This is a genomic window from Pseudomonas sp. NFX15 (genome assembly GCF_049132105.1).
In the GTDB taxonomy this organism is placed as follows: domain Bacteria; phylum Pseudomonadota; class Gammaproteobacteria; order Pseudomonadales; family Pseudomonadaceae; genus Aquipseudomonas.
Genome location: NZ_JAFMPV010000005.1, coordinates 198,687 through 222,859 on the forward strand (window position 1 = coordinate 198,687; position 24,173 = coordinate 222,859).

The window sequence follows — 24,173 nt, forward strand, 5'->3', positions numbered from 1 at the left end:
TCTGCTACAACCCACCCGTCGCCTGATAACTCACACCAATCACCGTCAGCAACGACAACGGCAATAACAGCGTATCGAGCAATGCACTCGCCGGCAGGTCGACGCCCGGGTAGCTCGGCGCTTCGGCGCCGAAACGGTCCATCGCGCAACACCCACCATTCATCGCGTACACATCCAGGCGAGTTCCCGAGTAGACAATCGGCGCCCCGGGCTTGGCCGCATCGAGGGTACGTGCGGTGGCGCAACCGACCAGTTGCAGCGCGAGCACCATCACCAGCAGCTTATTCATCACTGGTCAGATGATGCTCGCCCCAGCGCGGCAGCATGTCTTGGGGAATGTTCAGCAGGTTGAGAATCCGCGCCACGACAAAATCGATCAGGTCGTCGATGGTTTGCGGCTGATGATAAAAGCCTGGCGAGGCCGGCAGGATCGTCACGCCCATGTTCGACAACTTGAGCATGTGCTCCAGGTGAATGCTCGAATACGGCGCTTCGCGGGGCACCAGGATCAACTGCCGACGTTCCTTGAGCGTTACATCGGCGGCGCGTTCGATCAGGTTGTTGCAGGCGCCGGTGGCGATGGCTGACAAGGTGCCCGTGGAACACGGCACTACCACCATAGCCGCTGGCGCGCCGGAACCCGAGGCCACTGGCGACATCCAGTCTTCCTTGCCGTACACCCGAATCTGCCCGGCGGCAGCGCCGGTGTATTCGGTGAGGAAGGCCTGCATCATCTGCGGCTTGGCCGGCAGCGTGACATCGGTTTCGGTGGCCATCACCAGTTGCGCAGCCTTGGAGATCAGGAAGTGTACTTCGCGGTCTTCCCGCACCAGGCAGTCGAGCAGGCGCAAACCGTATTGCGCGCCTGACGCGCCGGTCATCGCCAGGGTAATGCGCTCCGGACCGTGGTTCATTTGAGCGCCTCGGCCAGTTTGCCGTGCAGGCCGCCGAAACCGCCGTTGCTCATGATCACCACGTGAGTGCCGGGCTGGGCCTGGCTCTTCACGCGCTCGATGATGCCTTCCAGGGAATCGCTGACAATCGACGGCACGGTACACAACGCCGCGGTGCCGGCCAGGTCCCAGCCAAGGTTGGCCGGGGCGTACCAGATAACCTGATCGGCATCGACCACGCTTTCCGGCAAGCCGTCACGGTGCGCGCCGAGCTTCATGGAGTTGGAGCGCGGCTCGATGATCGCGATCAACGGTGCATCGCCAATGCGCTTGCGCAAACCATCCAGCGTGGTGGCGATGGCAGTCGGGTGATGGGCGAAGTCGTCATAAATGGTGATGCCACGGACTTGCGCGACTTTCTCCATCCGCCGCTTCACGCTCTTGAACGCGCTTAACGCGGCGATGCCCATGGAAGGCACCACACCAACGTGGCGCGCGGCCGCCAGGGTCGCCAGGGCGTTGGCGACGTTGTGCTGGCCGGTCATGTCCCACTCGACCACACCCTGTACCACGCCGTCGAACAGCACTTCGAACTTCGAGCCGTCTTCACTGAGCAGCTTGACCTGCCACTGACCGCCAGCCCCGGTGGTTTGCACCGGTGTCCAGCAACCCATCTCGATCACACGCTGCAGGGCCGGCTCCGTGGTCGGGTGAATCACCAGGCCTTCGCTCGGGATGGTCCGCACCAAGTGATGGAACTGCCGCTCGATGGCCGGCAGGTCCGGGAAGATGTCGGCGTGATCGAACTCGAGATTGTTCAGGATCGCCGTGCGTGGGCGGTAGTGCACGAACTTGGAGCGCTTGTCGAAGAACGCGCTGTCGTACTCGTCGGCTTCAATGACGAAGAACGGCGTATCGCCCAGGCGCGCCGACACCGAGAAATTCTGCGGCACGCCGCCGATCAGGAAGCCCGGCGCCATGCCCGCGTGTTCCAGCACCCAGGCCAGCATGCTGCTGGTGGTGGTCTTGCCGTGCGTCCCGGCCACCGCCAACACCCAACGCCCTTGCAGGACATGATCGGCCAGCCATTGCGGGCCGGACACGTAAGGCAGGCCCTTGTTCAGCACATATTCCACCGCCGGGTTGCCCCGCGACATGGCGTTGCCGATCACCACCAGATCCGGGGCCGGATCGAGTTGCGCCGGGTCGTAGCCCTGGGTCAATTCAATGCCCTGGGCCTCCAGTTGGGTGCTCATCGGCGGATAGACATTGGCATCGGAGCCGGTCACGTGATGGCCAAGCTCTTTGGCCAGAACCGCCATCGAACCCATGAAAGTGCCGCAGATACCCAGAATATGAATGTGCATAGTCGACCTCGTAAAACATGGCCGCAGGTTAGCGTAGGGAGGGGAAAATCGCACCTTGTGTTTCGATTTGTGCCCAGCGCAAAACCTGTAGAAGCTGGCTCGCCGGCGAAGGCGGTCTTGAAATTGCCCTCGCCGGCAAGCCGGCTCCTACAGGTTGTTGTGGCGTTTAGCGGGCAATCCCGTGCTTTCGCAGCTTTCTGTAAAGCGTGTTGCGGCTGACCCCCAACTGCTCCGCGGTATGCGTCATGTGCCAGCGCGTTTGCTCCAGCGCCGTGAGCAACGCCAGCCGCTCGGCATCCTCCAGCGGATGCTCCGAGGTCGCGTCGAGCGTCGGCACCCGCGGTTGCGCCTGGCGAATCATGGCCGGCAAATCGTCCACACCGATCCGCCCGTCATCGCACAACGCCGCCAACGTACGCAGCACATTGCGCAACTGCCGCACGTTGCCCGGCCAGGCAAACCCCAGCAACGCCTCACGCGCCGGGCCGTCAATCACTAGGGTTTCCCCGGCCGCTTCTTCGGCCAGCAGAAAATCGAGCAAGCGGGATTTATCGCTGCGCTCGCGCAGCGGCGGCAAGGCGACCTCTAGCCCGTTGAGGCGGTAATACAAGTCCTCGCGAAAACTGCCGTCCTGCACGCGATCCAGCAAGTGGCGGTGAGTGGCACTGATGATTCGCACGTTGACCGGCTCCGGCTCGCCGCCGATCGGTACTACCTGTCGGTCTTCCAGCACCCGTAGCAAACGGGTTTGCAGGGCCAGGGGCATGTCGCCGATTTCATCGAGGAACAACGTCCCGCCATCCGCCTGCTGCAGCTTGCCGCGCATGCCTTCCTTGCGTGCGCCGGTGAAGCTGCCGCCGCGATAACCGAACAACTCGCTTTCGATCAGGCTTTCGGGAATGGCCGCGCAATTGAGGGCGACGAAGGCTTTTGCCGCGCGCTGGCTGGCCTGGTGCACGGCTTTGGCGAACGCCTCCTTGCCGGATCCAGTTTCGCCGTTGATCAACAGCGGCACATCGCGCTCATACACGCGCAAAGCCTTGCGGAAGTCCGCCTGCAAGGTCGCGTCGTCCAGGCAAATGCCCGACACATGCGGCGCAGGTGCAACTTTGGGCGCCGGCACCATCGGCGTCGGCAATGGTCGCCGCGCTTCACCGCGCAATACTGCGAACAGCTTGCGACCATCACGGGTGCGCAGCGGCCAACTGGCGGCGGCATGGGTGCTCGCGCGTCCGAGCAGTTCATCGAGCGAGCAATCGAAAAACGCCTCCACCGGCTTACCCAGCAAGCCACCGCGAATGTGTCCCAGCAAATTCAGCGCGCTCTGGTTGACCGCGCAAATGCGCCCTTCTCCGTCAAAGGCCAGCAAGCCTTCGCTGAACAAGCCAACGGATTCGGCCTGTAAGTGAAAACGCAGCAACCATTGATTGTCGAAGCAGCGCAGGAAGTAGCAGCTCTCGATCATCTTCGCCGACAGATTGACCAGCGCCATGGTGTGGAACTGGCTTTGTCGTGACACATCGGGCCGCGCCGACGACACGTCGAGCACCGCGAGCAATTCGCCATGAGGGTCGAAGACCGGGCTTGCCGAGCAAGTCAGGCCGGTGTGCCGGCCGCGAAAATGTTCGTCCTGATGGATAGTCAGCGACTGGCGCTCCACCAGGCAGGTGCCAATGCCATTGGTGCCTTCGCAGGCCTCGCTCCAATCGGCACCGAGCCAGAGCCCCGCGCGCTCGAATATTTGCCGCTCGGCCGGCGCAGTGACACAGTTGAGGATCACGCCACGGGCATCGGTGAGCAACACCGCATGGCCGGCCCCGGAGAGTTGCTGGTGCAGGCTGGTCATTTCATTGCCGGCGATGTGCAGCACTTGCTGCAGGCGCTCGCGGCTTTCCAGTACGCGGCCATGCTCCAGCACTGTCGGCGCGATGCTCAGGGCCGGGTCGAGGTGATAGTCCTCAAGGCAACGCAACCAGGAACGGGCAATGGACGGATCGCTGCCCGGCCCGTGCAAGTGGGCCTTGCCCTGGGTGACGGTCAGGACTTGCTGGGCATGGCGACTCAAATGATTGTCGTGCATTTCTTATTATTCTCCCCGAGAGCGGTGCCACCCTTTAGGAATGGAGCCCACCTTGTGGCGAGGGGGCTTGCCCCCGTTCGGCTGCGCAGCAGTCGCAAATCCGTTGTACGCGATGAAGCTGGGAAGTTGAGGGCATTTTTCGGGGCTGCTTCGCAACCCAAACGGGGGCAAGCCCCCTCGCCACAGAAAGCCCAGTCACACTCAGCAAGTACCGAGCATCCTCCAGCCTAGCCTGCATTGCAATGCTGGCAAGACCGGTCGGTCACAGGCTGTGCCATAAACGGTACAAAGTGTCACCGGGGCTGTACCGTTAGCGTCACAGCCGCCACCCACCCGTCTGACACAAACCGCCCAAGACCTTGATTTACCTGAGCTGCAAGGCACTGGCCCGGCCCTTGCTCTACGCTTAAAGCAAGCGCACATGCGCGACTCCCTATAAGCACAAAAGCAAGGAGAGACCACCATGCGTTACGCTCACCCCGGTACTGAAGGCGCTATCGTTTCGTTCAAGAGCAAATACGGTAACTACATCGGCGGCGAGTTCGTCGCGCCTGTTAAAGGTCAGTACTTCACCAATACCTCGCCAGTGAATGGCCAACCGATTGCCGAATTCCCCCGCTCCACGGCCGAAGACATCGACAAGGCCCTGGATGCTGCCCACGCGGCTGCCGACGCGTGGGGCGCCACTTCTGCCCAGGCGCGCTCGCTGGTCCTGCTGAAAATTGCCGACCGCATCGAACAGAACCTGGAAACCCTGGCGATTACCGAATCCTGGGACAACGGCAAAGCCGTTCGCGAAACCCTCAACGCCGACATCCCGCTGGCCGCCGACCACTTCCGCTACTTCGCCGGGTGCATCCGCGCCCAGGAAGGCAGCGCCGCCGAGATCGACGGCAACACCGTGGCCTATCACATCCATGAACCGCTGGGCGTGGTCGGGCAAATCATCCCGTGGAACTTCCCGATCCTGATGGCCGCCTGGAAACTCGCCCCGGCACTGGCTGCCGGTAACTGCGTGGTGCTCAAGCCTGCCGAGCAAACCCCGCTGGGCATCACCGTACTGGTCGAACTGATCGGCGACCTGCTGCCACCTGGCGTGTTGAACATTGTGCAAGGCTATGGCAAGGAAGCCGGCGAAGCACTGGCCACCAGCAAGCGCATCGCCAAGATTGCCTTTACCGGCTCGACACCGGTCGGTTCGCACATCATGAAATGCGCAGCGGAAAACATCATTCCGTCCACCGTGGAGCTGGGCGGCAAGTCGCCGAACATCTTCTTCGAAGACATCATGAAGGCCGAACCCTCCTTCATCGAAAAAGCCGCCGAAGGCCTGGTACTGGCGTTCTTCAACCAGGGCGAAGTCTGCACCTGCCCATCCCGTGCGCTGGTGCAAGAGTCGATCTATGACGACTTCATGAAAGAAGTGATGAAAAAAGTCCTGTCGATCAAACGTGGCGACCCGCTGGACACCGACACCATGGTCGGCGCACAGGCGTCCGAACAGCAATTCGACAAGATCCTTTCGTACCTGGAAATTGCCAAGGGCGAAGGGGCCGAACTGCTGACCGGCGGCAAGGTGGAAAAACTCGAGGGCAACCTGGCGAGCGGGTATTACATCCAGCCAACCCTGCTCAAGGGCACCAACAAAATGCGTGTGTTCCAGGAAGAAATCTTTGGCCCGGTGGTGAGCATAACCACCTTCAAGGACGAAGCCGAAGCCCTGGCCATCGCCAACGACACCGAGTTCGGCCTGGGCGCCGGCCTCTGGACTCGCGACATCAACCGCGCCTATCGCATGGGCCGCGCCATCAAGGCCGGTCGTGTGTGGACCAATTGCTACCACCTGTACCCAGCCCACGCCGCGTTCGGCGGCTACAAGAAGTCCGGCGTCGGCCGTGAAACCCACAAGATGATGCTCGATCACTACCAGCAGACCAAAAACCTGCTGGTGAGCTACGACATCAATCCGTTGGGCTTCTTCTAACCGTGTAACGACTATTCGCCGGCAAGCCGGCTCCTACAGAAACGCATGTCCCTCTGTAGGAGCTGGCTTGCCAGCGAAGGCGCCCCCACAGACTCCACGAACAAGGCCTGGCCGCTCTGGCACAGGCCTTGCTCGCAATTGCTTCCTATAGTTTATTGCAAGATTAATCGCCCAAGATTGCACCGACGCCGAGCCACCAGACGGGCGCTGCCTTATCCAAGTGTAAATACATTCCCTGTAGGAGTGCGCCTGCTCGCGATTGCATCACTGCGGTATAAGTCTAAAGGTTGGCTCCCGTTGCCTGCATCGCGAGCAGGCTCGCTCCTACAAAAGCAGATTGCAGTAATAAATGGAGGACATCGCCCCATGGCCGCATTCGTCCATACCGTCGGCGCCCAGACCTACCGTTTCGACGGCCTCAAGGAAGTCATGGCCAAGGCCAGCCCGGCACGTTCCGGGGACTTCCTGGCCGGCGTCGCCGCGCTCAATGATGGCGAGCGCGTGGCCGCGCAAATGGCCCTGGCCGATATTCCGCTGCAGCACTTCCTCCAGGAAGTGCTGATTCCCTACGAGTCCGATGAAGTCACCCGACTGATCATCGACACCCATGACCAACAGGCCTTCGCCGTGGTCAGCCACCTGACCGTGGGCGGTTTTCGCGACTGGCTGCTCAGCGATGCGGCCGATGAACCGATCCTGCGTGCCCTCGCCCCAGGCCTGACCCCGGAAATGGTCGCGGCCGTGTCGAAGATCATGCGCGTGCAGGATCTGGTGCTGGTGGCGCAGAAAATCCGCGTGGTCACACAATTTCGCGGCACCCTGGGCCTGCGCGGACGCCTGTCCACGCGCCTGCAACCCAACCACCCCACCGACGAGCCGGCGGGCATTGCCGCGAGCATTCTCGACGGCCTGCTGCACGGCAACGGCGATGCGATGATCGGCATCAACCCGGCCACCGACAGCATCGCGTCCATCTGCGCCATGCTGGAAATGCTCGACGCGATCATCCAGCGCTACGAGATCCCGACCCAGGCGTGCGTGCTGACCCACGTCACCACCTCCATTGAGGCCATCAATCGCGGCGTGCCGCTGGACCTGGTGTTCCAGTCGATTGCCGGCACCGAAGCGGCCAACGCCAGTTTCGGTATCAACCTCAACATTTTGCAGGAAGGCTACGACGCGGGCCTAAGCCTCAATCGCGGCACGCTCGGGCGAAACCTGATGTATTTCGAAACCGGCCAGGGCAGCGCGCTGTCGGCCAACGCCCATCACGGCGTCGACCAGCAGACCTGCGAAACCCGTGCTTACGCCGTGGCCCGGCATTTCAAGCCGTTCCTGGTGAACACGGTCGTCGGCTTCATCGGCCCGGAATACCTGTACAACGGCAAGCAAATCATCCGCGCCGGCCTCGAAGACCATTTCTGCGGCAAGCTGCTGGGCGTGCCCATGGGCTGCGACATCTGCTACACCAATCACGCCGAAGCCGACCAGGACGACATGGATACCCTGCTGACGCTGCTGGGCGTGGCCGGGATCAACTTCATCATGGGCATTCCGGGCTCTGACGACATCATGCTCAATTACCAGACCACGTCGTTCCACGACGCGCTTTATGCCCGCCAGACCCTTGGCCTGAAGCCTGCACCGGAATTCGAACAGTGGCTGGCAAAAATGGGCATCTTCACGCAAGCGGACGGCAGAGTGCTCTTCGGCGACAACCTGCCGCCAGCCTTTCGGCAGGCTTTGGCGCAACTGGGATGACGATAGACATGGAAAAACTGCCCTTCGATCCTCACAACCCATGGCTGGAACTGCGCCGTCTGACGCCGGCGCGGATTGCCCTGGGCCGTACCGGCACCAGCATTCCAACCCGCGCACAGCTGGACTTCCAGTATGCCCATGCGCAGGCGCGGGATGCCGTGCACCTGCCGTTCGATCATCCTGCCCTCCGTGCGCAACTGGCCGAGCGCGGTCGCGAAAGCCTGCTGCTGCACAGTGCGGCAACAGATCGCAACACGTACCTGCAACGCCCCGATCTGGGGCGAAAACTCAGTGATGCCTCGGCGCAGACCCTGCGTGACGTTGCTGCGGCCCATCCGGGCGGTGTGGACCTGGTGATCGTGGTCGCTGACGGCCTGTCGGCGCTGGCGGTTCATCGCCATACCCTGCCGTTTCTGGCGCGTCTCGAAGCGCAGATGGCCGACGACGACTGGTCCGTCGCCCCCGTCATGCTCGTGGAACAGGGCCGGGTAGCGGTCGCTGACGAAATCGGTGAGTTACTCGGCGCCAGGATGACCGTGATCCTCATCGGCGAACGCCCTGGCCTCAGCTCCCCGGACAGCCTGGGTTTATATTTCACCTACAATCCCAAGGTCGGCCTGACCGATGCCTACCGCAATTGCATCTCCAATGTCCGGCTCGAAGGCTTGAGCTACGGCATGGCGGCCCACCGTTTGCTGTATTTGATGCGCGAAGCCTGTCGGCGGCAGCTGTCGGGGGTCAATCTCAAGGACGAAGCCAAGGTTCAGACACTGGACTCGGAGACTGGCGCCGACATGAAAGGTAATTTCCTGCTCGGCCCGCCGGATGCCTGAACCGCTTCCGCATTGCACATTCGTACCAATTTCAGGCAGGATCGTGGCGCGGCCGCCAAGGGTTTCCCATCGCCGTCAGAGACGCAAGACAGCCACTTGAAGACGAGACCTACCATGCGGATTATTCAAGCGACCCTCGAACACCTGGACCTGTTGACCCCGTTGTTCGTCCGATATCGCGAGTTTTATGGTTCCCTGCCGTACCCGGACTCGTCCCGTGCGTTCCTCGAAAAACGCCTGCGTCGCAAGGAGTCGGTGATCTATCTGGCGCTGTCCGATGACGACAGCAACAAGCTGATGGGTTTCTGTCAGCTGTACCCAAGCTTTTCATCGCTGTCGCTCAAGCGCGTGTGGATCCTCAACGACATCTACGTCGCCGAGGACGCCCGCCGCCAATTGGTGGCCGACAACTTGATCCGCACCGCGAAAAAAATGGCCAAGGAAACCAATGCCGTGCGCATGCGTGTTTCCACCAGCAGCCACAACAAAGTCGCGCAGGCCACCTACGAGTCCATCGGATTCAAGGAAGACACTGAATTCAAGAACTATGTGCTGCCGATCAGCGACGAACTTTGAAGCGTCTGAATTTGTAGGAGCGAGCTTGCCCGCGAAGACGGCTTCACATTCAACATTGATGTTGATTGATACGGCGCTTTCGCGAGCAGGCTTGCTCCTACAGGGACCGATAAAAGCCATCGGTCAGCCACGACATCCCTCGCTACAATCTCGACGCGATTTTCACCTCTCGCCTCGTATAATCCCGACCTCCCCGGCATGTAAGAAAAACTACACCCGTCTGTAGTCTTACCCGAAGTTATCCGCACAGGCCTGCCGAGTTGGGCCATTTACCACAGGTGCTTTCATGGATTTCAACCTGATCGACATTGTCCTGCATCTCGATGTCTACCTCGACATGCTCGTAACCAACTACGGGGCCTGGATCTACGCCATTTTGTTCATGGTGATCTTCTGTGAAACGGGCCTGGTAGTGATGCCATTCCTGCCGGGCGATTCCCTGCTGTTCATTGCCGGCGCAGTGGCTGCCGGCGGCGGCATGGACCCAGTGCTGCTCGGTGGCCTGTTGATGCTGGCGGCGATCCTGGGCGACAGCACCAACTACATCATCGGACGAACGGCGGGTGAAAAACTGTTCAGCAATCCGAACTCGAAAATCTTCCGGCGCGATTACCTGCAACAAACCCACGATTTCTACGACAAGCACGGTGGCAAAACCGTGACCTTGGCGCGTTTCCTGCCGATCATTCGCACCTTTGCACCGTTCGTCGCCGGTGTCGGCAAAATGCCCTATCCGCGCTTCTTCGCCTTCAGTGTGCTGGGCACTATCCTGTGGGTCGGCGGCCTGGTGACACTCGGTTATTTCTTCGGCAACGTGCCATTCATCAAGAAAAACCTGTCGTTGCTGATTGTCGGCATCATCCTGCTGTCGCTGGTGCCGATGATCATTGGCATCGTGCGCTCCCGGCTTGCCAATTCGAGTTCCAAAGCCGAATCGCGCTGACCGATGGGTTTTTTCAGCACCTGGCGTCGCCAGCGAATCCTGGCCAAGCACCCGATTGCCGATGACATGTGGCAACGGGTGCGCCATCACCTGACGTTTCTCGACGGCATCAGCGCCGTCGAAGACCAATGGCTACGCGAAGCGTGTGTGCTGTTTCTCGACGACAAACACCTGACCACCCTCCCCGGTGTCGAACTGCATCAGGAACAACGCCTGTTGCTGGCCGCCCAGGCGCAATTGCCGTTGCTGAACCTTGGCGACCTGAACTGGTATCAGGGTTTTCATGAAATCATTCTCTACCCCGACGACTTCCTGAGCCCCCAGCGGCATCGCGATGCCAGTGGCGTCGAGCACGAATGGGACGGTGAGCACAGCGGAGAAGCCTGGCAGCAAGGCCCGATCATCCTCGCCTGGCCGGGCGTGATGGCCAGCGGTGGCTGGGAAGGCTATAACCTGGTGATCCACGAACTGGCGCACAAACTCGACATGCTCAACGGTGTTGCCAACGGCCTGCCGCCGCTACACCCCGACATGCGCGTCAGCGACTGGGCCAGGGTCATGCAGGAGGCCTACGACGACCTCGACCGGCAACTGGAGCGCAATCCCGATGCCGAAACCGCCATCGACCCGTATGCCGCCGAAAACCCGGCCGAGTTCTTTGCCGTCACCAGCGAATACTTCTTCAGTGCCCCGGATTTGCTGCACGAGGCTTATCCACAGGTGTACGAGCAGTTGAAGCTGTTCTATCGCCAGGACCCGCTGGGAAGGCTCAAGCAACTTCAGGCGCATGACCCGGTCTATCAGCCACACCAGTGAGCGCCATACAACGTCTGGTACGTAGCGTCGACACGGGAATATGCCTATAATCGCCGCCACTTTTTGGTCAATCCGGCCAAGTGTTTTTGGTCAACTAACGGGGGCAACGCCCAATGAGCTACAGCAAGATTCCGGCTGGCAAAGACCTGCCGAACGACATCTACGTCGCGATCGAGATTCCGGCCAACCACGCGCCGATCAAATACGAAATCGACAAAGACAGCGATTGCCTGTTCGTTGACCGTTTCATGGCCACCCCAATGTTCTACCCGGCCAACTACGGTTATATTCCCAACACCCTGGCTGACGACGGTGATCCCCTCGACGTGCTGGTCGTGACCCCTTACCCGGTTGCACCAGGTTCGGTGATCCGCGCCCGTCCGGTCGGCATCCTGAACATGACCGACGACGGCGGCGGCGACGCCAAGGTCATCGCAGTCCCACACGACAAGCTGTCCCAGCTGTACGTCGACGTGAAGGAATACACCGACCTGCCTGCCCTGCTGATCCAGCAGATCGAGCACTTCTTCGCGAACTACAAGGATCTCGAAAAAGGCAAATGGGTGAAGATCGAAGGCTGGGCCGGTGCAGACGCCGCCCGCGAAGCGATCACCAAGTCGGTTGCTGCCTATAAAGGCTAAGCACCGCTGCACGCTAAAAGCGGCAAGCGACAAGAAAAACCCCGGTTGATCCGGGGTTTTTTGTGGGCGCTTGAAAAGCGCCATCCAAACATATTGTTTAACTCTCCGCACTTCGGTTTTTACGTGTTTAATTTTCCTCAAACACGTCTTACATCAAGTCGTAAATTTCCCGCGAAATTTGAACGGTCCGTTTATTCAAAGCCTTACCCGCCGCCAGTAGACTCCTGTTTATGAAAAAGAACACTAGCGGCCCACGCTTCAAAATGCTGCTCGAAGCAGCGAACATCACGACCACCGGATTTGCCGAATTCCTGGATACGGCTCCGCAGAATGTGCATAACTGGTACACCCGCGGTGTGCCCGCCCACTGCATGGAAGAGGTGGCCCGAAAACTGTCCGTCAACCGCGACTGGCTGAAAACCGGCGAAGGTCCCAAGGATGCCAAACACCTGCGCCTGCTCGACGAGTCGGGAAACCTATTCGATGCCCAGACCATCCGCGGCATCTATACAGTCGTCGAACCCATTGATATCGAACTGCCGTTCTTCAAAGAGGTGGTCACGGCACCGGGGTCCAGCAAAACCCACGTCATCAAGGACTCTGACCAATCCATCCGCCTGCCCCGCAGCCACCTCGACTCGCTGGAAATCAACCACGCCGACGCGATTTGCGCCCTCATGAGCGGCAACAGCATGGGCGAGAAAATTGAAGACGGCTCGACCCTGGCAATTGACCGTGGCCTGACACAGATTATCGACGGTGAAATCTACGCCATCGAACACGACGGCATGCTGCGCATCAAGTACCTGCATCGCCTGCCAGGCAACTCCCTGCGCCTGCGCAGCCACAACCGCGCCGAATACCCGGATGAAATCTTCAGGGCCGCGCAAATCGAAGAACAGAACATCAGGGTGCTGGGTTGGGTCTTCTGGTGGTCGACCCTGAACAAACGGCGACCGGCGGTGCCGTTTCTATAAGCCCTCAGAACGCCTATCGGCCACCCACCTTGGTGGCCAAGTGTGAAGAGGGACAGGAAGACACGGTGCAACCACTGACTACGGCGCAGGTGACGGTGACGGTGACGGTGATTACCGAGGAAGGCACGCCGAGTGAAAAGATGGAGACGTTCCTGGTGCCGATGCGGGCGGTGGGGGAATTGACCTTGGTGAAATCGTTTAGTTATCCGTGAGAAAGAGTGACCGCAGTGCTGCGACTAATCCGGATAAGGGGCTGCTCACTTTCGTACAGGCATTAAAAAGCCGGCTTGTGGCCGGCTTCTCGGGGACTGGCTTGGATCATTTTTGGTAAACCGCGCCAGCCTTCAAAACGTACACCCGGATCTTGCGTCCGGCTGTGGGACCTGGGGAGAAAATCATCTGCCAGGTCGGTGCGATCAGAGCCGCTGGGCGGGTTGATGCGCAAATGTGGGGCGCAGCATACGCAGGTTTGACGCAAATTCCCAGTGGGAAACGCCCGGCAGAGCGCCCTCGCCACAGTTTTTTCCACCCTGATATTGCATCAACAAACACCCCGCTCATTTGCCCATGAACCCCCTATCTGCTAGTGTCGCGCCGGTTTAACGTCAACCGGAAATCGCCGCCATGGCCCGCAAAAAAGCTGCACTGGATTTCGAACAATCCCTCGCCGACCTGCAAACGCTGGTGGAGCGTCTGGAGAATGGCGAATTGTCGCTGGAGGACTCGCTGGCCGCTTTCGAGCAAGGCATCGGTCTGACCCGCGATTGCCAGGCGGCGCTGGCCCAGGCCGAGCAGAAGGTTCAGGTACTGCTCGAGCGTGATGGCGAGTTGGCCGAGGAACCCTTCGACGCGGATCAGCCAGAATGATTGCAGCGTACTCGGCAACCAGCCAGGCCCGCGTCAATACGGCCCTGGAAACCTTGTTCACGGCGCCTAGCCCGGAGCTGGCGCGGCTGTACGAGGCCATGCGCTACAGCGTGATGAATGGCGGCAAACGCGTGCGCCCGCTGCTGGCCTACGCCGCGTGCGAAGCATTGGGCGGCCAGGCCGAGCAAGCCAACGGCGCGGCTTGTGCGGTAGAACTGATCCACGCCTACTCGCTGGTGCATGACGATTTGCCGGCGATGGACGACGACGATCTGCGTCGCGGCCAACCCACCACCCACAAGAAATTCGATGAAGCCTGCGCGATCCTCGCGGGCGACGGCTTGCAGAGCCTGGCTTTCAGCGCCCTGCTCGACCCGCGCCTGAGCACGGCGGATGCCGAAATTCGTCTGCAAATGGTCAGCGCCCTGGCACGGGCGGCAGGCCCGGCGGGCATGGTTGGCGGTCAGGCCATCGACCTCGGTTCGGTAGGCCTGAAGCTCGACCAGAAAGCCCTGGAGTACATGCATCGGCACAAGACCGGCGCGTTGATCGAGGTCAGCGTCAAGCTCGGCGCGCTGGCCAGCGGCCGCGCCGAGAAAGACGAGCTCAAGTCCCTGCAGACTTATGCACAGGCCATCGGCCTGGCCTTCCAGGTGCAGGACGACATCCTCGACGTCGAAAGCGATACCGAAACCCTCGGCAAACGCCAGGGTGCCGACATTGCCCGGGATAAACCAACCTACCCGGCCCTGCTCGGCCTCGACGCCGCCAAGGCCTATGCCCTGGAACTGCGTGACCAGGCGCTGCACGCGCTGCGACCGTTTGACGCGGCTGCCGAGCCATTGCGTGACCTGGCCCGGTATATCGTCGATCGGCGCAGCTGACGGCGAATCCGCCAAAAAAGACCAACGCGTGGGCAGGGGGCGAAGCATCAGGTAAACTGCCGCATCTTTTATACCTATAACGATTCGCCTGATGCCCACGACGTTTCATGAGATTCCCCGCAAGCGCCCGACCACGCCCCTGCTCGACCGCGCGAACACGCCGGACGGCCTGCGCCGGTTAGGCGAAGCCGAGCTGGAAACACTGGCCGATGAGTTGCGCCTGGAATTGCTCTACACGGTCGGCCAGACCGGTGGGCATTTCGGTGCCGGGCTGGGCGTGATCGAGCTGACCATCGCGCTGCATTACGTCTTCGACACCCCGGATGACCGGCTGGTGTGGGACGTGGGTCATCAGGCTTATCCGCACAAGATCCTCACCGGTCGTCGCGAGCGCATGGGCACCCTGCGCCAAAAGGACGGCATCGCCGCTTTCCCGCGTCGTTCCGAAAGCGAGTACGACACCTTTGGCGTCGGTCACTCCAGTACCTCGATCAGTGCCGCGCTGGGCATGGCGATTGCCGCCCGCCTGCAGAACAGTGATCGCAAGGCCATTGCGGTGATCGGCGACGGTGCGTTGACCGCGGGCATGGCGTTCGAAGCGCTGAACCATGCGCCGGAAGTGGACGCCAACATGCTGGTGATTCTCAACGACAACGACATGTCGATCTCGCGCAACGTCGGTGGCTTGTCGAATTACCTGGCGAAGATCCTTTCCAGCCGCACTTACGCGAGCATGCGTGAAGGCAGCAAGAAAGTCCTGTCGCGCCTGCCCGGCGCCTGGGAAATCGCCCGCCGCACCGAAGAATACGCAAAAGGCATGCTGGTACCCGGCACGCTGTTCGAAGAGCTGGGCTGGAACTACATCGGCCCGATCGACGGCCACGACCTGCCGACCCTGATCGCTACCCTGCGCAACATGCGCGATCTGAAGGGCCCGCAGTTCCTGCACATCGTCACCAAGAAAGGCAAAGGCTTCGCCCCGGCGGAAGTCGACCCGATCGGTTACCACGCCATCACCAAACTCGAACCGCTGGACGCCCCGGCCGTCGCGCCGAAAAAGGCCAGCGGGCCGAAATACTCCGGTGTGTTTGGCGAATGGCTGTGCGACATGGCAGCGGCGGATCCACGTCTGGTCGGGATCACCCCGGCGATGAAGGAAGGCTCGGACCTGGTGGCGTTCAGCGAACGTTTCCCGCTGCGCTACTTCGACGTGGCGATTGCCGAGCAGCACGCCGTGACCCTCGCGGCCGGCATGGCCTGCGAAGGCGCCAAACCGGTGGTGGCGATCTATTCGACGTTCCTGCAACGCGGCTACGACCAGTTGGTGCATGACGTTGCAGTGCAGAATCTCGACGTGCTGTTCGCCATCGACCGCGCCGGCCTGGTGGGCGAAGACGGCCCGACCCACGCCGGCAGCTTCGACCTTTCGTACCTGCGCTGCATCCCCGGCATGCTGGTGATGACCCCGAGTGACGAAAACGAACTGCGCAAGATGCTCACCACCGGTCACCTCTACGAAGGCCCGGCGGCGGTGCGTTACCCGCGTGGCAATGGCCCGAACGCGACCATCGAGAAAGACCTCGAGCCGATCGAGATCGGCAAGGGCGTGATTCGTCGCCAGGGCAGCAAAGTCGCCCTGCTGGTGTTCGGCGTGCAACTGGCCGAAGCCCTGAAAGTCGCTGAGACGCTGGACGCGACCGTGGTCGACATGCGCTTCGTCAAGCCGCTGGACGAAGCGCTGGTTCGCGAAATGGCCGCCAGTCACGAGTTGCTGGTGACCGTCGAAGAAAACGCGATCATGGGCGGCGCCGGTGGCGCGGTCAGCGAATTCCTCGCTCGCGAGAACATTCTCAAGTCGATGCTGCACCTGGGCTTGCCGGACCTCTACGTCGAACACGCCAAGCCTGCGCAAATGCTGGCCGAGTGTGGCCTGGACGAAGCCGGAATCGAGGCGTCGATCCGCGAGCGCCTGCAACGGCTCAACCTCTAAATCCCATCCCCTGTAGGAGCCGGCTTGCCGGCGAAGGCGTCCTTATGGACGCCAAAAGCTTCGCTGGCAAGTCGGATCGCCGCACCGCAGCTCCTACAAGGACCGCACCGTCCTTGAAACACAAGAATTGACCATGAATTTCTCTCGTCTGGCCCTGACACTGACCCTGTTGCCGGCTGGCCAACTGCTGGCCGACACCTTCGAACGCGACCAGGCCCTGAAACTGCCCGAGGTGCTGATCAGCGCCAACCGCCAAGTCGAAGCGCGCAACGACAGCAGCGCTGCCAACACGGTGTTTACCCGCGAAGACATCGACCGCCTGCAACCGGACAGCGTCACTGACCTGCTGCGCCGGGTGCCGGGCGTGCAAGTCTCGCAGACGGGCGGGCGCGGCAGCCTTCCGGGCGTGTACATCCGCGGTACCCAGTCGGCGCAGAGCCTGGTGTTGGTGGACGGCCAGCGCATCGGCAGCTCGACCTCCGGCGACAGCAACCTGCAACACATCAACATCGAACAGGTCGAGCGCGTGGAAGTGCTGCGCGGTTCCCGCTCGGTGATTTATGGCAGCGATGCGATTGGCGGGGTGATTCAGATCTTCACCCGCCGAGGCGGCGAGCAAGGCCTGCAACCGCGTTTGCACATGGGGTTTGGCAGCAACCAGACCTGGGAACGCAGCCTCGGGTTGTCCGGTGGTGACGAGAAAACCCGCTTCAACCTCGGCGCCAGCCTGGATGAAACCGCCGGGATCAACCGCACCCATGAGTCGTACCCCAGCGACGGCGACCATGACGAATACCGCAACAAGTCGTTCAGCCTGAGTCTGAGCCACGCGCTCAGCGATGACGTCGAGATCGGCGGCAACGTGCTGGATAACCGCGGCAAAAGCGAGTTCGACAACCCGTTCGGTCGCTTCGACATGAACACCTTCGAATCGGTGCAGCAACAGCCCTACAGCGACTTCAACGTGAGCAGCTTCAGCAGCTATGTCGATGCACGGGTCAACGACCTGTGGAAAACCCGCATTGATGTCGGCCACAGCGAAAACCGCGAGAAGACCCTCGACAAGCTCAGCGATGAACGTACCGTGTTCAACACCTATCGCGACTCGGTGACCTGGCAGAACGACCTGACGCTCAACGAGCGCAACAGCGTGATGCTGGGCGGCGACTGGTATGAAGACCGGGTCAACAGCAGCACCGCATTCGACGAAGACAGCCGCTGGAACCGCGCGGCGTTTATCCAGCACCGTTATCGGGCGGACAGTTTCTCCACGGAGCTGGGTCTGCGCCACGACGATAACCAGCAATTCGGCAGCCAGAACACCTGGAGCGGTACCTTCACCCTGCCGCTGAACCCGGACAACGAAGTGTTGCTCTCCTACACCGAAGGCTTCCGCGCACCGACGTTCAACGACCTGTATTACCCGGACTTCAGCAACCCGCACTTGAAGCCTGAAACCTCGAAAAGCTATGAGCTGCAATGGCGCAGCCAGTTGACCGAGAACAGCCGGCTGGAAACTTCGCTGTATCGCACCGACCTGGAAGACGCGATCATCTTCGGCAGCAACTCGCGCCCGGAGAACGTCGCCTCGGCGCGGATCAACGGCTTTGAAGCGACGCTCAAGCAGGACCTGTTCGGCTGGCAAAGCAATCTTGGCGTGGCGATCATCGACCCGCGTGATCGCGACACCGGCCATACCCTCGCCCGTCGTGCGCGGCGTACCTTGAGCTGGGACATGGACAAACAGTTCGACCGCCTCGGCCTTGGCGCCAGTTGGCAAGCGATCAGCAGCAGCTTCGACGACCTGAACAATCAGCAACCGCTGGGGGGTTATGCGTTGTTGGGGCTGCGCAGCAGTTGGGCGCTGGATCGTGAAATCACCCTGGAGCTGAAGGTCGATAACCTGCTGGACAAGGGTTACAGCCGGGCGTTGTACAGCTTTGAAGGAAGCGAGTACGGGTATCGCGAGGAAGGTCGAGCGTGGATGTTCGGGGTGACGTGGACACCGGGGATATAAAGCCAGACTCGATCATTTGTGGCGAGGAGGCTTGCCCCCGTTCGGTTGCGCAGCGACCGCAATCAGGCTGATGTCGCATGCCTGATGAAACATCATTCTAAGACTTGGGGCTGCTTCGCAGCCCAACGGGGGCAAGCCCCCTCGCCACAGGTCAGCGGTTCGGCTGAAGAAGCTGGCACAACTTGGCCGTCGCCTCGATCATCTGCCCACTCGGTCGCTCCAGGCCTTTGTCGGTCACCCATCGCAATTGCCCTTGCGCCACCGCCGCGACCTGCGGCCACGCTTTCCAGGCATCAAGCTGCGCCTGATCGCTGGCCAGGATCACCTCGGGATTGCGCTGCAACACGGCTTCCACACTGACCTGCGGTGCCGGCAGTTTCTGGTCGGCAAATACGTTATGGGCACCACACACCTCCAGCGCATCGCTGATGATCTGTTCGCCGCCGACGGTATACAACGGCCGGTCCCAGACCTGATAGAACACCCGCAACGGCTGATCCCGACGATAACGTTGACGCAGTGCCTCCAGCCTCTGGCGCAAGTCACTCGCCAATGAAACGCCGCGCTCAGGCCGGCCGAGCTGGTCGGCAATGGCTTCGATTTGCGCGGTGAGCTGCTCCAGGCTGTGAGGTTCGGCCACGTAGGTGGGAATGTTCAGCCGCTTGAGCTGATCCCTCTGGGCCGGGCCGACACTGCCGGGCCATAACAGCAACAGATCGGGCTTGAGGCTGAGCAGGCGTTCCATGTCCAACTGGCCATAGCGGCCAACCGAGGGCAAGTGCTTGAGTTCGGCCGGTCGCTCACCGGCGTCCAGCACGCCGACCAGCAGGTCGGCCGAACCCAGTTCAACGACGATTTCAGAGAGCGACGGCGCGAGGCTCACGACCCGTTGCGCCGCGATGGCCGAGCCACTGATGGCCAGCAGGAACACCGCCAGCCAGGTTGCGCGCATCAGCCGAGTTGACGCGGAATACGGTAGAGGTAGAACAGCACGGCGGTTGACAGTGCCAGCAACATCAGCGGCACCGCTTCGAGACCGACGAACACCGCCAGCGCACCGATCCAGGCCGGTAGCCCGGCGGCAAGGAACGCCGTGCGCCGCTTGGCGGCCAGGCTGATCCATGCGGCGGGTTCTTCAGGGGTATCGAGGGCTTTCTGGGTCGCGATCAGTGCGTGTTTGTAGGCGCCAAAAAACTTCAGGCTGACAAACATCGAAGCGACGCCGGCGATGAACAGTGGCATCGCCAACACCGGCAGGATGGCTTCGGTCTGACCGAACACGGCGTTGATCACGAACAGCGGCAACAAGGCCAGCGCCAGGTATTGCCACCAGTTGACGGACAGTCGCCGCCGCACCTGACCGCGGGTCACGCCCGGTCGGCCTCGCCCTGGTGCTCGTTGCCCATCATGTGGTCGAGCTTGCTGGCCTTGGTCGCCAGGTACAGGCGGTTGTGCGGGTTGTGGCCGGTGTGCAACGGCACGCGCTCGGCGACCACGATACCCATGTCGGTCAACGCTTTGACCTTGCGCGGGTTGTTGGTCATCAGGCGCAGGGACTTCACGCCCAGGTGCTCGAGCATCGGCAGGCACATGGCGTAGTCACGCTGGTCGGCGGCAAAACCCAGGCGCTCGTTGGCTTCAACGGTATCGGCGCCACCGTCCTGCAGCTCATAGGCGCGGATCTTGTTCAAAAGGCCAATGCCCCGGCCTTCCTGACGCAGGTACAACAACACGCCACGACCTTCGCGGGCGATGGCCTGCAGGGCGGCCTCCAGTTGCGAGCCGCAGTCGCAACGCTGGCTGAACAGGGCATCGCCCGTCAGGCATTCGGAATGCAATCGGCCGAGTACCGGGGCACCGTCGTCGAACTCACCCAGGCTCAGCACAACGTGCTCGCGGCCGGTGGCTTCGTCGAGAAAGCCGTGCATGGTGAATTGCGCAAAAGGCGTTGGCAGCTTGGAAGCGGCGACAAAAACGACAGGCACCGGTGTGCTCCTGTTCTAAAAGTCTGAAGATTCGCAGAGCCGGCATTGTAACAGCAGGTTCTGGAGGACGCTTAGGCTGAATTATCGGCGATAACTATCAAAAAGTTTGATATCGGCGGCGCTGCAATCCCTGTAGGAGCGAGCTTGCTCGCGAAGGCATCGTGTCAGTCGATAACATTGTTGCCTGACAGACCGCTTTCGCGAGCAGGCTCGCTCCTACAAGTGGCCCCGCCGATCATGGGGTTTGCGCCGTGTTCGACTCAAACGGGTAAGGCTGTTTCCAGCGCTCGAAGATCGGTTTGAGTTCGCCGCTTTTGACCAGTTGCTCCATGCGCTGATCGAACAGGGCCATCAAGCTGCGCGCTTTCGGAGTCTTGGCGAAACACAGGAACAGCGGCAACTCGGCGATATGGGTGCTGCGCAATTGCCCAGAATCCTTGGCCAGTTTGCGCACGTAATCGACTTCGGTCAGGGCATCGATGTAGAAGTCGGCGCGGTTATGAGCCAGCATCGAAACGATGCCGGTTCGACGCTGCACTTCAGCAAAGTGCTGCACATTAGGCAGGTAATGCTGGTAATCGTAGCCACGGACCCAGGCCAGACGATAATTGCCCAGGGTTTGCACCGTCGGCACCGGGCTGCTCGCCAGGCCAAGGGCATAGATATGATCGGTGTCGAAGTTCCAGTGCGGGTAAAACACGCCCTCGGATTCGTCACGATAAGAGCCAACACAGGCGTCGACTTCGCCACGCTCGGCCAGGCCCAGCGAGCGTATGTAAGGCTCCGTGCGAATGTCGACCTTGACCCCCGCCGGCTCAAACACTTGCCGCAGCACGTCCCAGGCCAAACCGTGGCCGTCCGCGGCGGTGTAGTCTTCCCAGTCTTCGCTGGCCAGGTGAATCACCGACGGCGGCGCAACCAGATCGCCTTCTGCCTGGGCGAGCGCGCACATCGCCGCGAACGCCAGCACCATCAATCCTCGTAGAACCATCCCTGCTTCCCCCGATTAACAGCTCTCCTGATCAACGCCTTCATCATCCTTCAGATCAGGCGAAAAAATGCACCAGGCCTTGCATCGCCAACCACGCAAATACCCCGGCCAGGACGTCGTCGAGCATGATCCCGACACCTCCATGCACGTGCCGGTCAATCCAGCGAATCGGCCAGGGCTTGAGGATATCGAAGAAGCGGAACATCAAGAAGCCCGCCAGCAACCACTGCCAACCTTGGGGCACCAGCCACAGGGTGATCCACATCCCGACCATTTCGTCCCAGACGATGCCTTCGTGGTCGTGCACTCGCAAATCGTCGGCCACTTTGCCGCACAACCAGAAGCCGAACAGCATGGTGATGCCCAGCATCAGCCAGTAACCCCAGTCGGGCAGCATCTGCCACAACGGGATAAAGGGTAGCGCAACTAACGACCCCCACGTGCCAGGCGCCTTTGGCAAGGTGCCCGAGCCGAAGCCGAACGCCAGGAAATGCCAGGGATTACGCCAGACCGACGGCGGAACGTTTTCTGCCGGGACCTGTTTGGGGTGATCTGTCACGGTGACTCCCGAAAATGTTGATAACCCCGGGTTTGCGGGGTGATGTCTTGGCCATCGGCGTCCAGCAGCTTCACGCCCTGCCCCGGCACCACCTGCCCGATTACATGAATCGGCCAGCCGTCCGCCTGCAATAGCGGCAACTCGACGGACGGTAGGGTAAAGGCCAGGACGTAATCATCGCCACCGCTCAGGGCTGCAACTTGCGCGTCCGTTTGACCGAGGAAGGCGACCAGCGCGCTGGACAGTGGCAGGCGATTGCGCTCGACATCAATACCGACCTTTGAGGCCAGGGCGATGTGCCCGCAATCGGCGAGCAGACCGTCGGAAATGTCCAGCGCTGACGTCGCCTTGCCGCGCAGTGCCTGGCCCAAACCGAGCTGGGGTTGCGGCGACCAGTAATGCGCCAGCAAGGGCTCGGCAATGCTCGCGGCGGCCGTGCGTTGGCCAAGCACCAGCGGCAAGGCACCGGCCGCATTGCCCAGGTCGCCGCCCACGCACAGCAGATCGCCTGGTTGCGCGCCACTGCGAGTCAGCGCCTGGCCGGCCGGCACACGGCCGAACACGGTCATGGTCAGGCTCAGCGGCCCACGCGTGGTGTCGCCACCCACCAAGGCCACGCCGCAGCTTTGCGCCATCAGGTTCAACCCACGGGCGTAGGCTTGCAGCCAATCGGCGGTCACCGTCGGCAAGGTCAGGGCAAGGGTAAAGGCGATTGGAGTGGCGCCCATGGCGGCCAGGTCGCTGACCGCAACGGCCAGCGAGCGCTGACCGAGCAGAAACGGATCGCAAGGGTCGGCAAAATGCACACCAGCCACCAGCGTATCGGTAGAAATCGCCAGCTGTTCCCCGGGAGGAACCGCCAGCAAGGCGCAGTCATCGCCAATCCCGAGGGCAACGCCTTCGCCGCCCTGCGCACAAGGCGCGGCGGCGAAAAAATTGCGGATCAGCTCAAACTCGCCCATGGCGCAGACAAGAGGTCCAAGCGCGGATTAGCGCTTGAACGCCTTGACTTCAGCTTCACGCAGGCGCGGGGCCAGCTTGTCGAGCACACCGTTGACGAACTTGTGGCCATCGGTGGAACCGAAGACCTTGGCCAGTTCGATACCTTCGTTGATCACAACGCGGTACGGCACGTCGACGCGCTTGAGCAGCTCCCAGGTGGACAGGCGCAAGACCGCCAGTTCAACCGGGTCCAGTTCGTCGATGGTCAAGTCCAGGCATGGCGTGAGCGCGGTGTCGATCTCGGTCTTGAACTGCGGAACCCCGTGCAGGATCTCGCGGAAGTACGCGCCGTCGACATCGCTGAAATCGTTATCGACCCGGAACTGCGCTTCGATCTCGTTCAGCGACTGCTTGGCCATGTGCCATTGGTACAGCGCCTGGGTCGCGAGCTGACGGGCTTCACGACGCTTGACGCTTTTCGATGGCTTGCCGGCATCCGCAGGCTTTGGATCGCGCGGGTTGAAACGATCGCTTTCGTCGCTAATCACTTGGCCTCCAACTGCGCCAGCAGGCTGACCATTTCCAGAGCGGACAGGGCAGCTTCAGCACCTTTGTTGCCGGCCTTGGTGCCGGAACGTTCGATGGCTTGCTCGATGGAATCAACGGTCAGGACGCCAAAGGCAACCGGAACGCCGAACTCCATGGACACCTGGGCCAGGCCCTTGGTGCATTCGCCCGCCACGTATTCGAAGTGCGGAGTACCGCCACGAATGACCGCGCCCAGCGCGATGATTGCCGCGAACTCGCCCTTCTGAGCGACTTTTTGCGCAACCAGCGGGATTTCGAAGGCGCCAGGCGCGCGGATGATGGTGATGTCGCTTTCGCTCACGCCGTGGCGAACCAGGGCATCAACGGCACCGCTGACCAGGCTTTCAACGACGAAACTGTTGAAACGGCCCACTACCAAAGCGTAGCGGCCTTTAGGGGCGATGAAGGTACCTTCGATGGTCTTCAGGGTCATTCGTCAGATCTCTTAAAGAGCCGGGACGCGTCTCGTACGCGCCCCT

General features: G+C 61.3%; 24 protein-coding genes and 1 pseudogene. 13 read left to right on the forward strand and 12 right to left on the reverse strand.

Annotated elements, in window-relative coordinates; genetic code table 11:
- Nucleotides 1-4: 4 nt before the first annotated feature.
- The 4 genes from J1D76_RS07915 to J1D76_RS07930 form a co-directional block, all read right to left on the reverse strand.
- Entirely contained in the window at nucleotides 5-289 is a 285-nt protein-coding gene (locus tag J1D76_RS07915; protein WP_421137799.1) for a YceK/YidQ family lipoprotein, read from the reverse strand.
- Nucleotides 282-914, reverse strand: a complete 633-nt coding sequence (gene ubiX / locus J1D76_RS07920) for a flavin prenyltransferase UbiX (protein WP_421137800.1) — start codon at nucleotides 912-914, stop codon at nucleotides 282-284. Before ubiX ends, J1D76_RS07915 begins: the two co-directional genes overlap by 8 nt.
- The gene (gene mpl, locus J1D76_RS07925; protein ID WP_421137801.1) at nucleotides 911-2,260 is read right to left on the reverse strand and encodes a UDP-N-acetylmuramate:L-alanyl-gamma-D-glutamyl-meso-diaminopimelate ligase; all 1,350 of its coding nucleotides are present in this window, start codon (nucleotides 2,258-2,260) and stop codon (nucleotides 911-913) included. The genes ubiX and mpl overlap by 4 nt, the downstream gene beginning before the upstream one ends.
- Nucleotides 2,261-2,426: 166 nt before the next feature.
- A complete protein-coding gene (locus J1D76_RS07930) occupies nucleotides 2,427-4,340 on the reverse strand; it encodes a sigma-54-dependent Fis family transcriptional regulator (protein ID WP_421137802.1) in 1,914 nt (637 codons plus the stop codon).
- Between the two features lie 463 nt (nucleotides 4,341-4,803).
- On the opposite strand from J1D76_RS07930, the gene J1D76_RS07935 reads away from it, so the two are divergent.
- The 13 genes and pseudogenes from J1D76_RS07935 (at nucleotide 4,804) to J1D76_RS07995 (ending at nucleotide 18,629) form a co-directional block, all read left to right on the forward strand.
- Entirely contained in the window at nucleotides 4,804-6,324 is a 1,521-nt protein-coding gene (locus J1D76_RS07935; RefSeq protein ID WP_421137803.1) for an aldehyde dehydrogenase family protein, read from the forward strand.
- Between the two features lie 366 nt (nucleotides 6,325-6,690).
- Entirely contained in the window at nucleotides 6,691-8,085 is a 1,395-nt protein-coding gene (locus J1D76_RS07940) for an ethanolamine ammonia-lyase subunit EutB (protein ID WP_421137804.1), read from the forward strand.
- A gap of 8 nt (nucleotides 8,086-8,093) precedes the next feature.
- Nucleotides 8,094-8,918 carry an ethanolamine ammonia-lyase subunit EutC gene (gene eutC, locus J1D76_RS07945; RefSeq protein ID WP_421137805.1) on the forward strand — a complete coding sequence of 275 codons (825 nt, stop codon included), beginning with the start codon at nucleotides 8,094-8,096 and terminating at the stop codon, nucleotides 8,916-8,918.
- 114 nt (nucleotides 8,919-9,032) lie between these two features.
- Nucleotides 9,033-9,494 (forward strand): GNAT family N-acetyltransferase, encoded by a 462-nt coding sequence (locus tag J1D76_RS07950; protein WP_421137806.1) that lies wholly within the window; start codon nucleotides 9,033-9,035, stop codon nucleotides 9,492-9,494.
- Nucleotides 9,495-9,780: 286 nt separating this feature from the next.
- The gene (locus J1D76_RS07955) at nucleotides 9,781-10,437 is read left to right on the forward strand and encodes a DedA family protein (RefSeq protein ID WP_421137807.1); all 657 of its coding nucleotides are present in this window, start codon (nucleotides 9,781-9,783) and stop codon (nucleotides 10,435-10,437) included.
- Nucleotides 10,438-10,440: 3 nt separating this feature from the next.
- Nucleotides 10,441-11,253, forward strand: coding sequence for a zinc-dependent peptidase (locus J1D76_RS07960; RefSeq protein WP_421137808.1), 813 nt, complete (start codon nucleotides 10,441-10,443; stop codon nucleotides 11,251-11,253).
- 113 nt (nucleotides 11,254-11,366) lie between these two features.
- Nucleotides 11,367-11,894: an inorganic diphosphatase gene (gene ppa / locus J1D76_RS07965; RefSeq protein WP_007990564.1), complete on the forward strand. Its 528-nt coding sequence runs from the start codon at nucleotides 11,367-11,369 to the stop codon at nucleotides 11,892-11,894.
- A gap of 230 nt (nucleotides 11,895-12,124) precedes the next feature.
- Nucleotides 12,125-12,871, forward strand: a complete 747-nt coding sequence (locus tag J1D76_RS07970; protein ID WP_421137809.1) for a S24 family peptidase — start codon at nucleotides 12,125-12,127, stop codon at nucleotides 12,869-12,871.
- 44 nt (nucleotides 12,872-12,915) lie between these two features.
- Nucleotides 12,916-13,083, forward strand: a pseudogene (locus J1D76_RS07975) (DUF2135 domain-containing protein); the annotation flags it as partial.
- Between the two features lie 412 nt (nucleotides 13,084-13,495).
- On the forward strand, nucleotides 13,496-13,738 hold the full coding sequence (locus tag J1D76_RS07980) for an exodeoxyribonuclease VII small subunit (RefSeq protein WP_007970180.1): 243 nt from the start codon (nucleotides 13,496-13,498) through the stop codon (nucleotides 13,736-13,738).
- Nucleotides 13,735-14,622, forward strand: a complete 888-nt coding sequence (gene ispA / locus J1D76_RS07985; RefSeq protein WP_421137810.1) for a (2E,6E)-farnesyl diphosphate synthase — start codon at nucleotides 13,735-13,737, stop codon at nucleotides 14,620-14,622. Before J1D76_RS07980 ends, ispA begins: the two co-directional genes overlap by 4 nt.
- 91 nt (nucleotides 14,623-14,713) lie before the next feature.
- Nucleotides 14,714-16,612 (forward strand): 1-deoxy-D-xylulose-5-phosphate synthase, encoded by a 1,899-nt coding sequence (gene dxs, locus J1D76_RS07990; protein ID WP_421137811.1) that lies wholly within the window; start codon nucleotides 14,714-14,716, stop codon nucleotides 16,610-16,612.
- Nucleotides 16,613-16,745: 133 nt separating this feature from the next.
- Nucleotides 16,746-18,629, forward strand: a complete 1,884-nt coding sequence (locus tag J1D76_RS07995; protein WP_421137812.1) for a TonB-dependent receptor domain-containing protein — start codon at nucleotides 16,746-16,748, stop codon at nucleotides 18,627-18,629.
- 151 nt (nucleotides 18,630-18,780) lie between these two features.
- Here the strand turns inward: J1D76_RS07995 and J1D76_RS08000 are convergent, their stop codons facing one another.
- From J1D76_RS08000 to ribE, 8 genes are all read right to left on the reverse strand, one after another.
- Entirely contained in the window at nucleotides 18,781-19,581 is an 801-nt protein-coding gene (locus tag J1D76_RS08000) for a cobalamin-binding protein (RefSeq protein ID WP_421137813.1), read from the reverse strand.
- On the reverse strand, nucleotides 19,581-20,000 hold the full coding sequence (locus tag J1D76_RS08005) for an MFS transporter (RefSeq protein ID WP_421137814.1): 420 nt from the start codon (nucleotides 19,998-20,000) through the stop codon (nucleotides 19,581-19,583). The genes J1D76_RS08000 and J1D76_RS08005 overlap by 1 nt, the downstream gene beginning before the upstream one ends.
- Nucleotides 19,997-20,614: a GTP cyclohydrolase II gene (gene ribA, locus J1D76_RS08010; protein ID WP_421137815.1), complete on the reverse strand. Its 618-nt coding sequence runs from the start codon at nucleotides 20,612-20,614 to the stop codon at nucleotides 19,997-19,999. Before ribA ends, J1D76_RS08005 begins: the two co-directional genes overlap by 4 nt.
- A 235-nt stretch (nucleotides 20,615-20,849) precedes the next feature.
- A complete protein-coding gene (locus tag J1D76_RS08015) occupies nucleotides 20,850-21,605 on the reverse strand; it encodes a substrate-binding periplasmic protein (protein WP_421137816.1) in 756 nt (251 codons plus the stop codon).
- 55 nt (nucleotides 21,606-21,660) lie between these two features.
- Complete coding sequence (locus J1D76_RS08020; protein ID WP_421137817.1) at nucleotides 21,661-22,164, reverse strand: phosphatidylglycerophosphatase A; 504 nt, start codon at nucleotides 22,162-22,164, stop codon at nucleotides 21,661-21,663.
- Nucleotides 22,161-23,126, reverse strand: a complete 966-nt coding sequence (gene thiL / locus J1D76_RS08025; protein WP_421137818.1) for a thiamine-phosphate kinase — start codon at nucleotides 23,124-23,126, stop codon at nucleotides 22,161-22,163. The genes J1D76_RS08020 and thiL overlap by 4 nt, the downstream gene beginning before the upstream one ends.
- Nucleotides 23,127-23,153: 27 nt before the next feature.
- Nucleotides 23,154-23,654, reverse strand: coding sequence for a transcription antitermination factor NusB (gene nusB, locus J1D76_RS08030; protein ID WP_056728930.1), 501 nt, complete (start codon nucleotides 23,652-23,654; stop codon nucleotides 23,154-23,156).
- Nucleotides 23,651-24,127: a 6,7-dimethyl-8-ribityllumazine synthase gene (gene ribE, locus J1D76_RS08035; RefSeq protein WP_003228649.1), complete on the reverse strand. Its 477-nt coding sequence runs from the start codon at nucleotides 24,125-24,127 to the stop codon at nucleotides 23,651-23,653. The genes nusB and ribE overlap by 4 nt, the downstream gene beginning before the upstream one ends.
- Between the last annotated feature and the right edge of the window lie 46 nt (nucleotides 24,128-24,173).

What these genes read in the sequence shown, in the direction of transcription:
- J1D76_RS07915 (WP_421137799.1), bottom strand. Translation starts at nt 289, where the DNA reads ATGAATAAGCTGCTGGTGATGGTGCTCGCGCTGCAACTGGTCGGTTGC.
- ubiX (WP_421137800.1), bottom strand. Translation starts at nt 914, where the DNA reads ATGAACCACGGTCCGGAGCGCATTACCCTGGCGATGACCGGCGCGTCA.
- mpl (WP_421137801.1), bottom strand. Translation starts at nt 2,260, where the DNA reads ATGCACATTCATATTCTGGGTATCTGCGGCACTTTCATGGGTTCGATG.
- J1D76_RS07930 (WP_421137802.1), bottom strand. Translation starts at nt 4,340, where the DNA reads ATGCACGACAATCATTTGAGTCGCCATGCCCAGCAAGTCCTGACCGTC.
- J1D76_RS07935 (WP_421137803.1), top strand. Translation starts at nt 4,804, where the DNA reads ATGCGTTACGCTCACCCCGGTACTGAAGGCGCTATCGTTTCGTTCAAG.
- J1D76_RS07940 (WP_421137804.1), top strand. Translation starts at nt 6,691, where the DNA reads ATGGCCGCATTCGTCCATACCGTCGGCGCCCAGACCTACCGTTTCGAC.
- eutC (WP_421137805.1), top strand. Translation starts at nt 8,094, where the DNA reads ATGGAAAAACTGCCCTTCGATCCTCACAACCCATGGCTGGAACTGCGC.
- J1D76_RS07950 (WP_421137806.1), top strand. Translation starts at nt 9,033, where the DNA reads ATGCGGATTATTCAAGCGACCCTCGAACACCTGGACCTGTTGACCCCG.
- J1D76_RS07955 (WP_421137807.1), top strand. Translation starts at nt 9,781, where the DNA reads ATGGATTTCAACCTGATCGACATTGTCCTGCATCTCGATGTCTACCTC.
- J1D76_RS07960 (WP_421137808.1), top strand. Translation starts at nt 10,441, where the DNA reads ATGGGTTTTTTCAGCACCTGGCGTCGCCAGCGAATCCTGGCCAAGCAC.
- ppa (WP_007990564.1), top strand. Translation starts at nt 11,367, where the DNA reads ATGAGCTACAGCAAGATTCCGGCTGGCAAAGACCTGCCGAACGACATC.
- J1D76_RS07970 (WP_421137809.1), top strand. Translation starts at nt 12,125, where the DNA reads ATGAAAAAGAACACTAGCGGCCCACGCTTCAAAATGCTGCTCGAAGCA.
- J1D76_RS07980 (WP_007970180.1), top strand. Translation starts at nt 13,496, where the DNA reads ATGGCCCGCAAAAAAGCTGCACTGGATTTCGAACAATCCCTCGCCGAC.
- ispA (WP_421137810.1), top strand. Translation starts at nt 13,735, where the DNA reads ATGATTGCAGCGTACTCGGCAACCAGCCAGGCCCGCGTCAATACGGCC.
- dxs (WP_421137811.1), top strand. Translation starts at nt 14,714, where the DNA reads ATGCCCACGACGTTTCATGAGATTCCCCGCAAGCGCCCGACCACGCCC.
- J1D76_RS07995 (WP_421137812.1), top strand. Translation starts at nt 16,746, where the DNA reads ATGAATTTCTCTCGTCTGGCCCTGACACTGACCCTGTTGCCGGCTGGC.
- J1D76_RS08000 (WP_421137813.1), bottom strand. Translation starts at nt 19,581, where the DNA reads ATGCGCGCAACCTGGCTGGCGGTGTTCCTGCTGGCCATCAGTGGCTCG.
- J1D76_RS08015 (WP_421137816.1), bottom strand. Translation starts at nt 21,605, where the DNA reads ATGGTTCTACGAGGATTGATGGTGCTGGCGTTCGCGGCGATGTGCGCG.
- thiL (WP_421137818.1), bottom strand. Translation starts at nt 23,126, where the DNA reads ATGGGCGAGTTTGAGCTGATCCGCAATTTTTTCGCCGCCGCGCCTTGT.
- ribE (WP_003228649.1), bottom strand. Translation starts at nt 24,127, where the DNA reads ATGACCCTGAAGACCATCGAAGGTACCTTCATCGCCCCTAAAGGCCGC.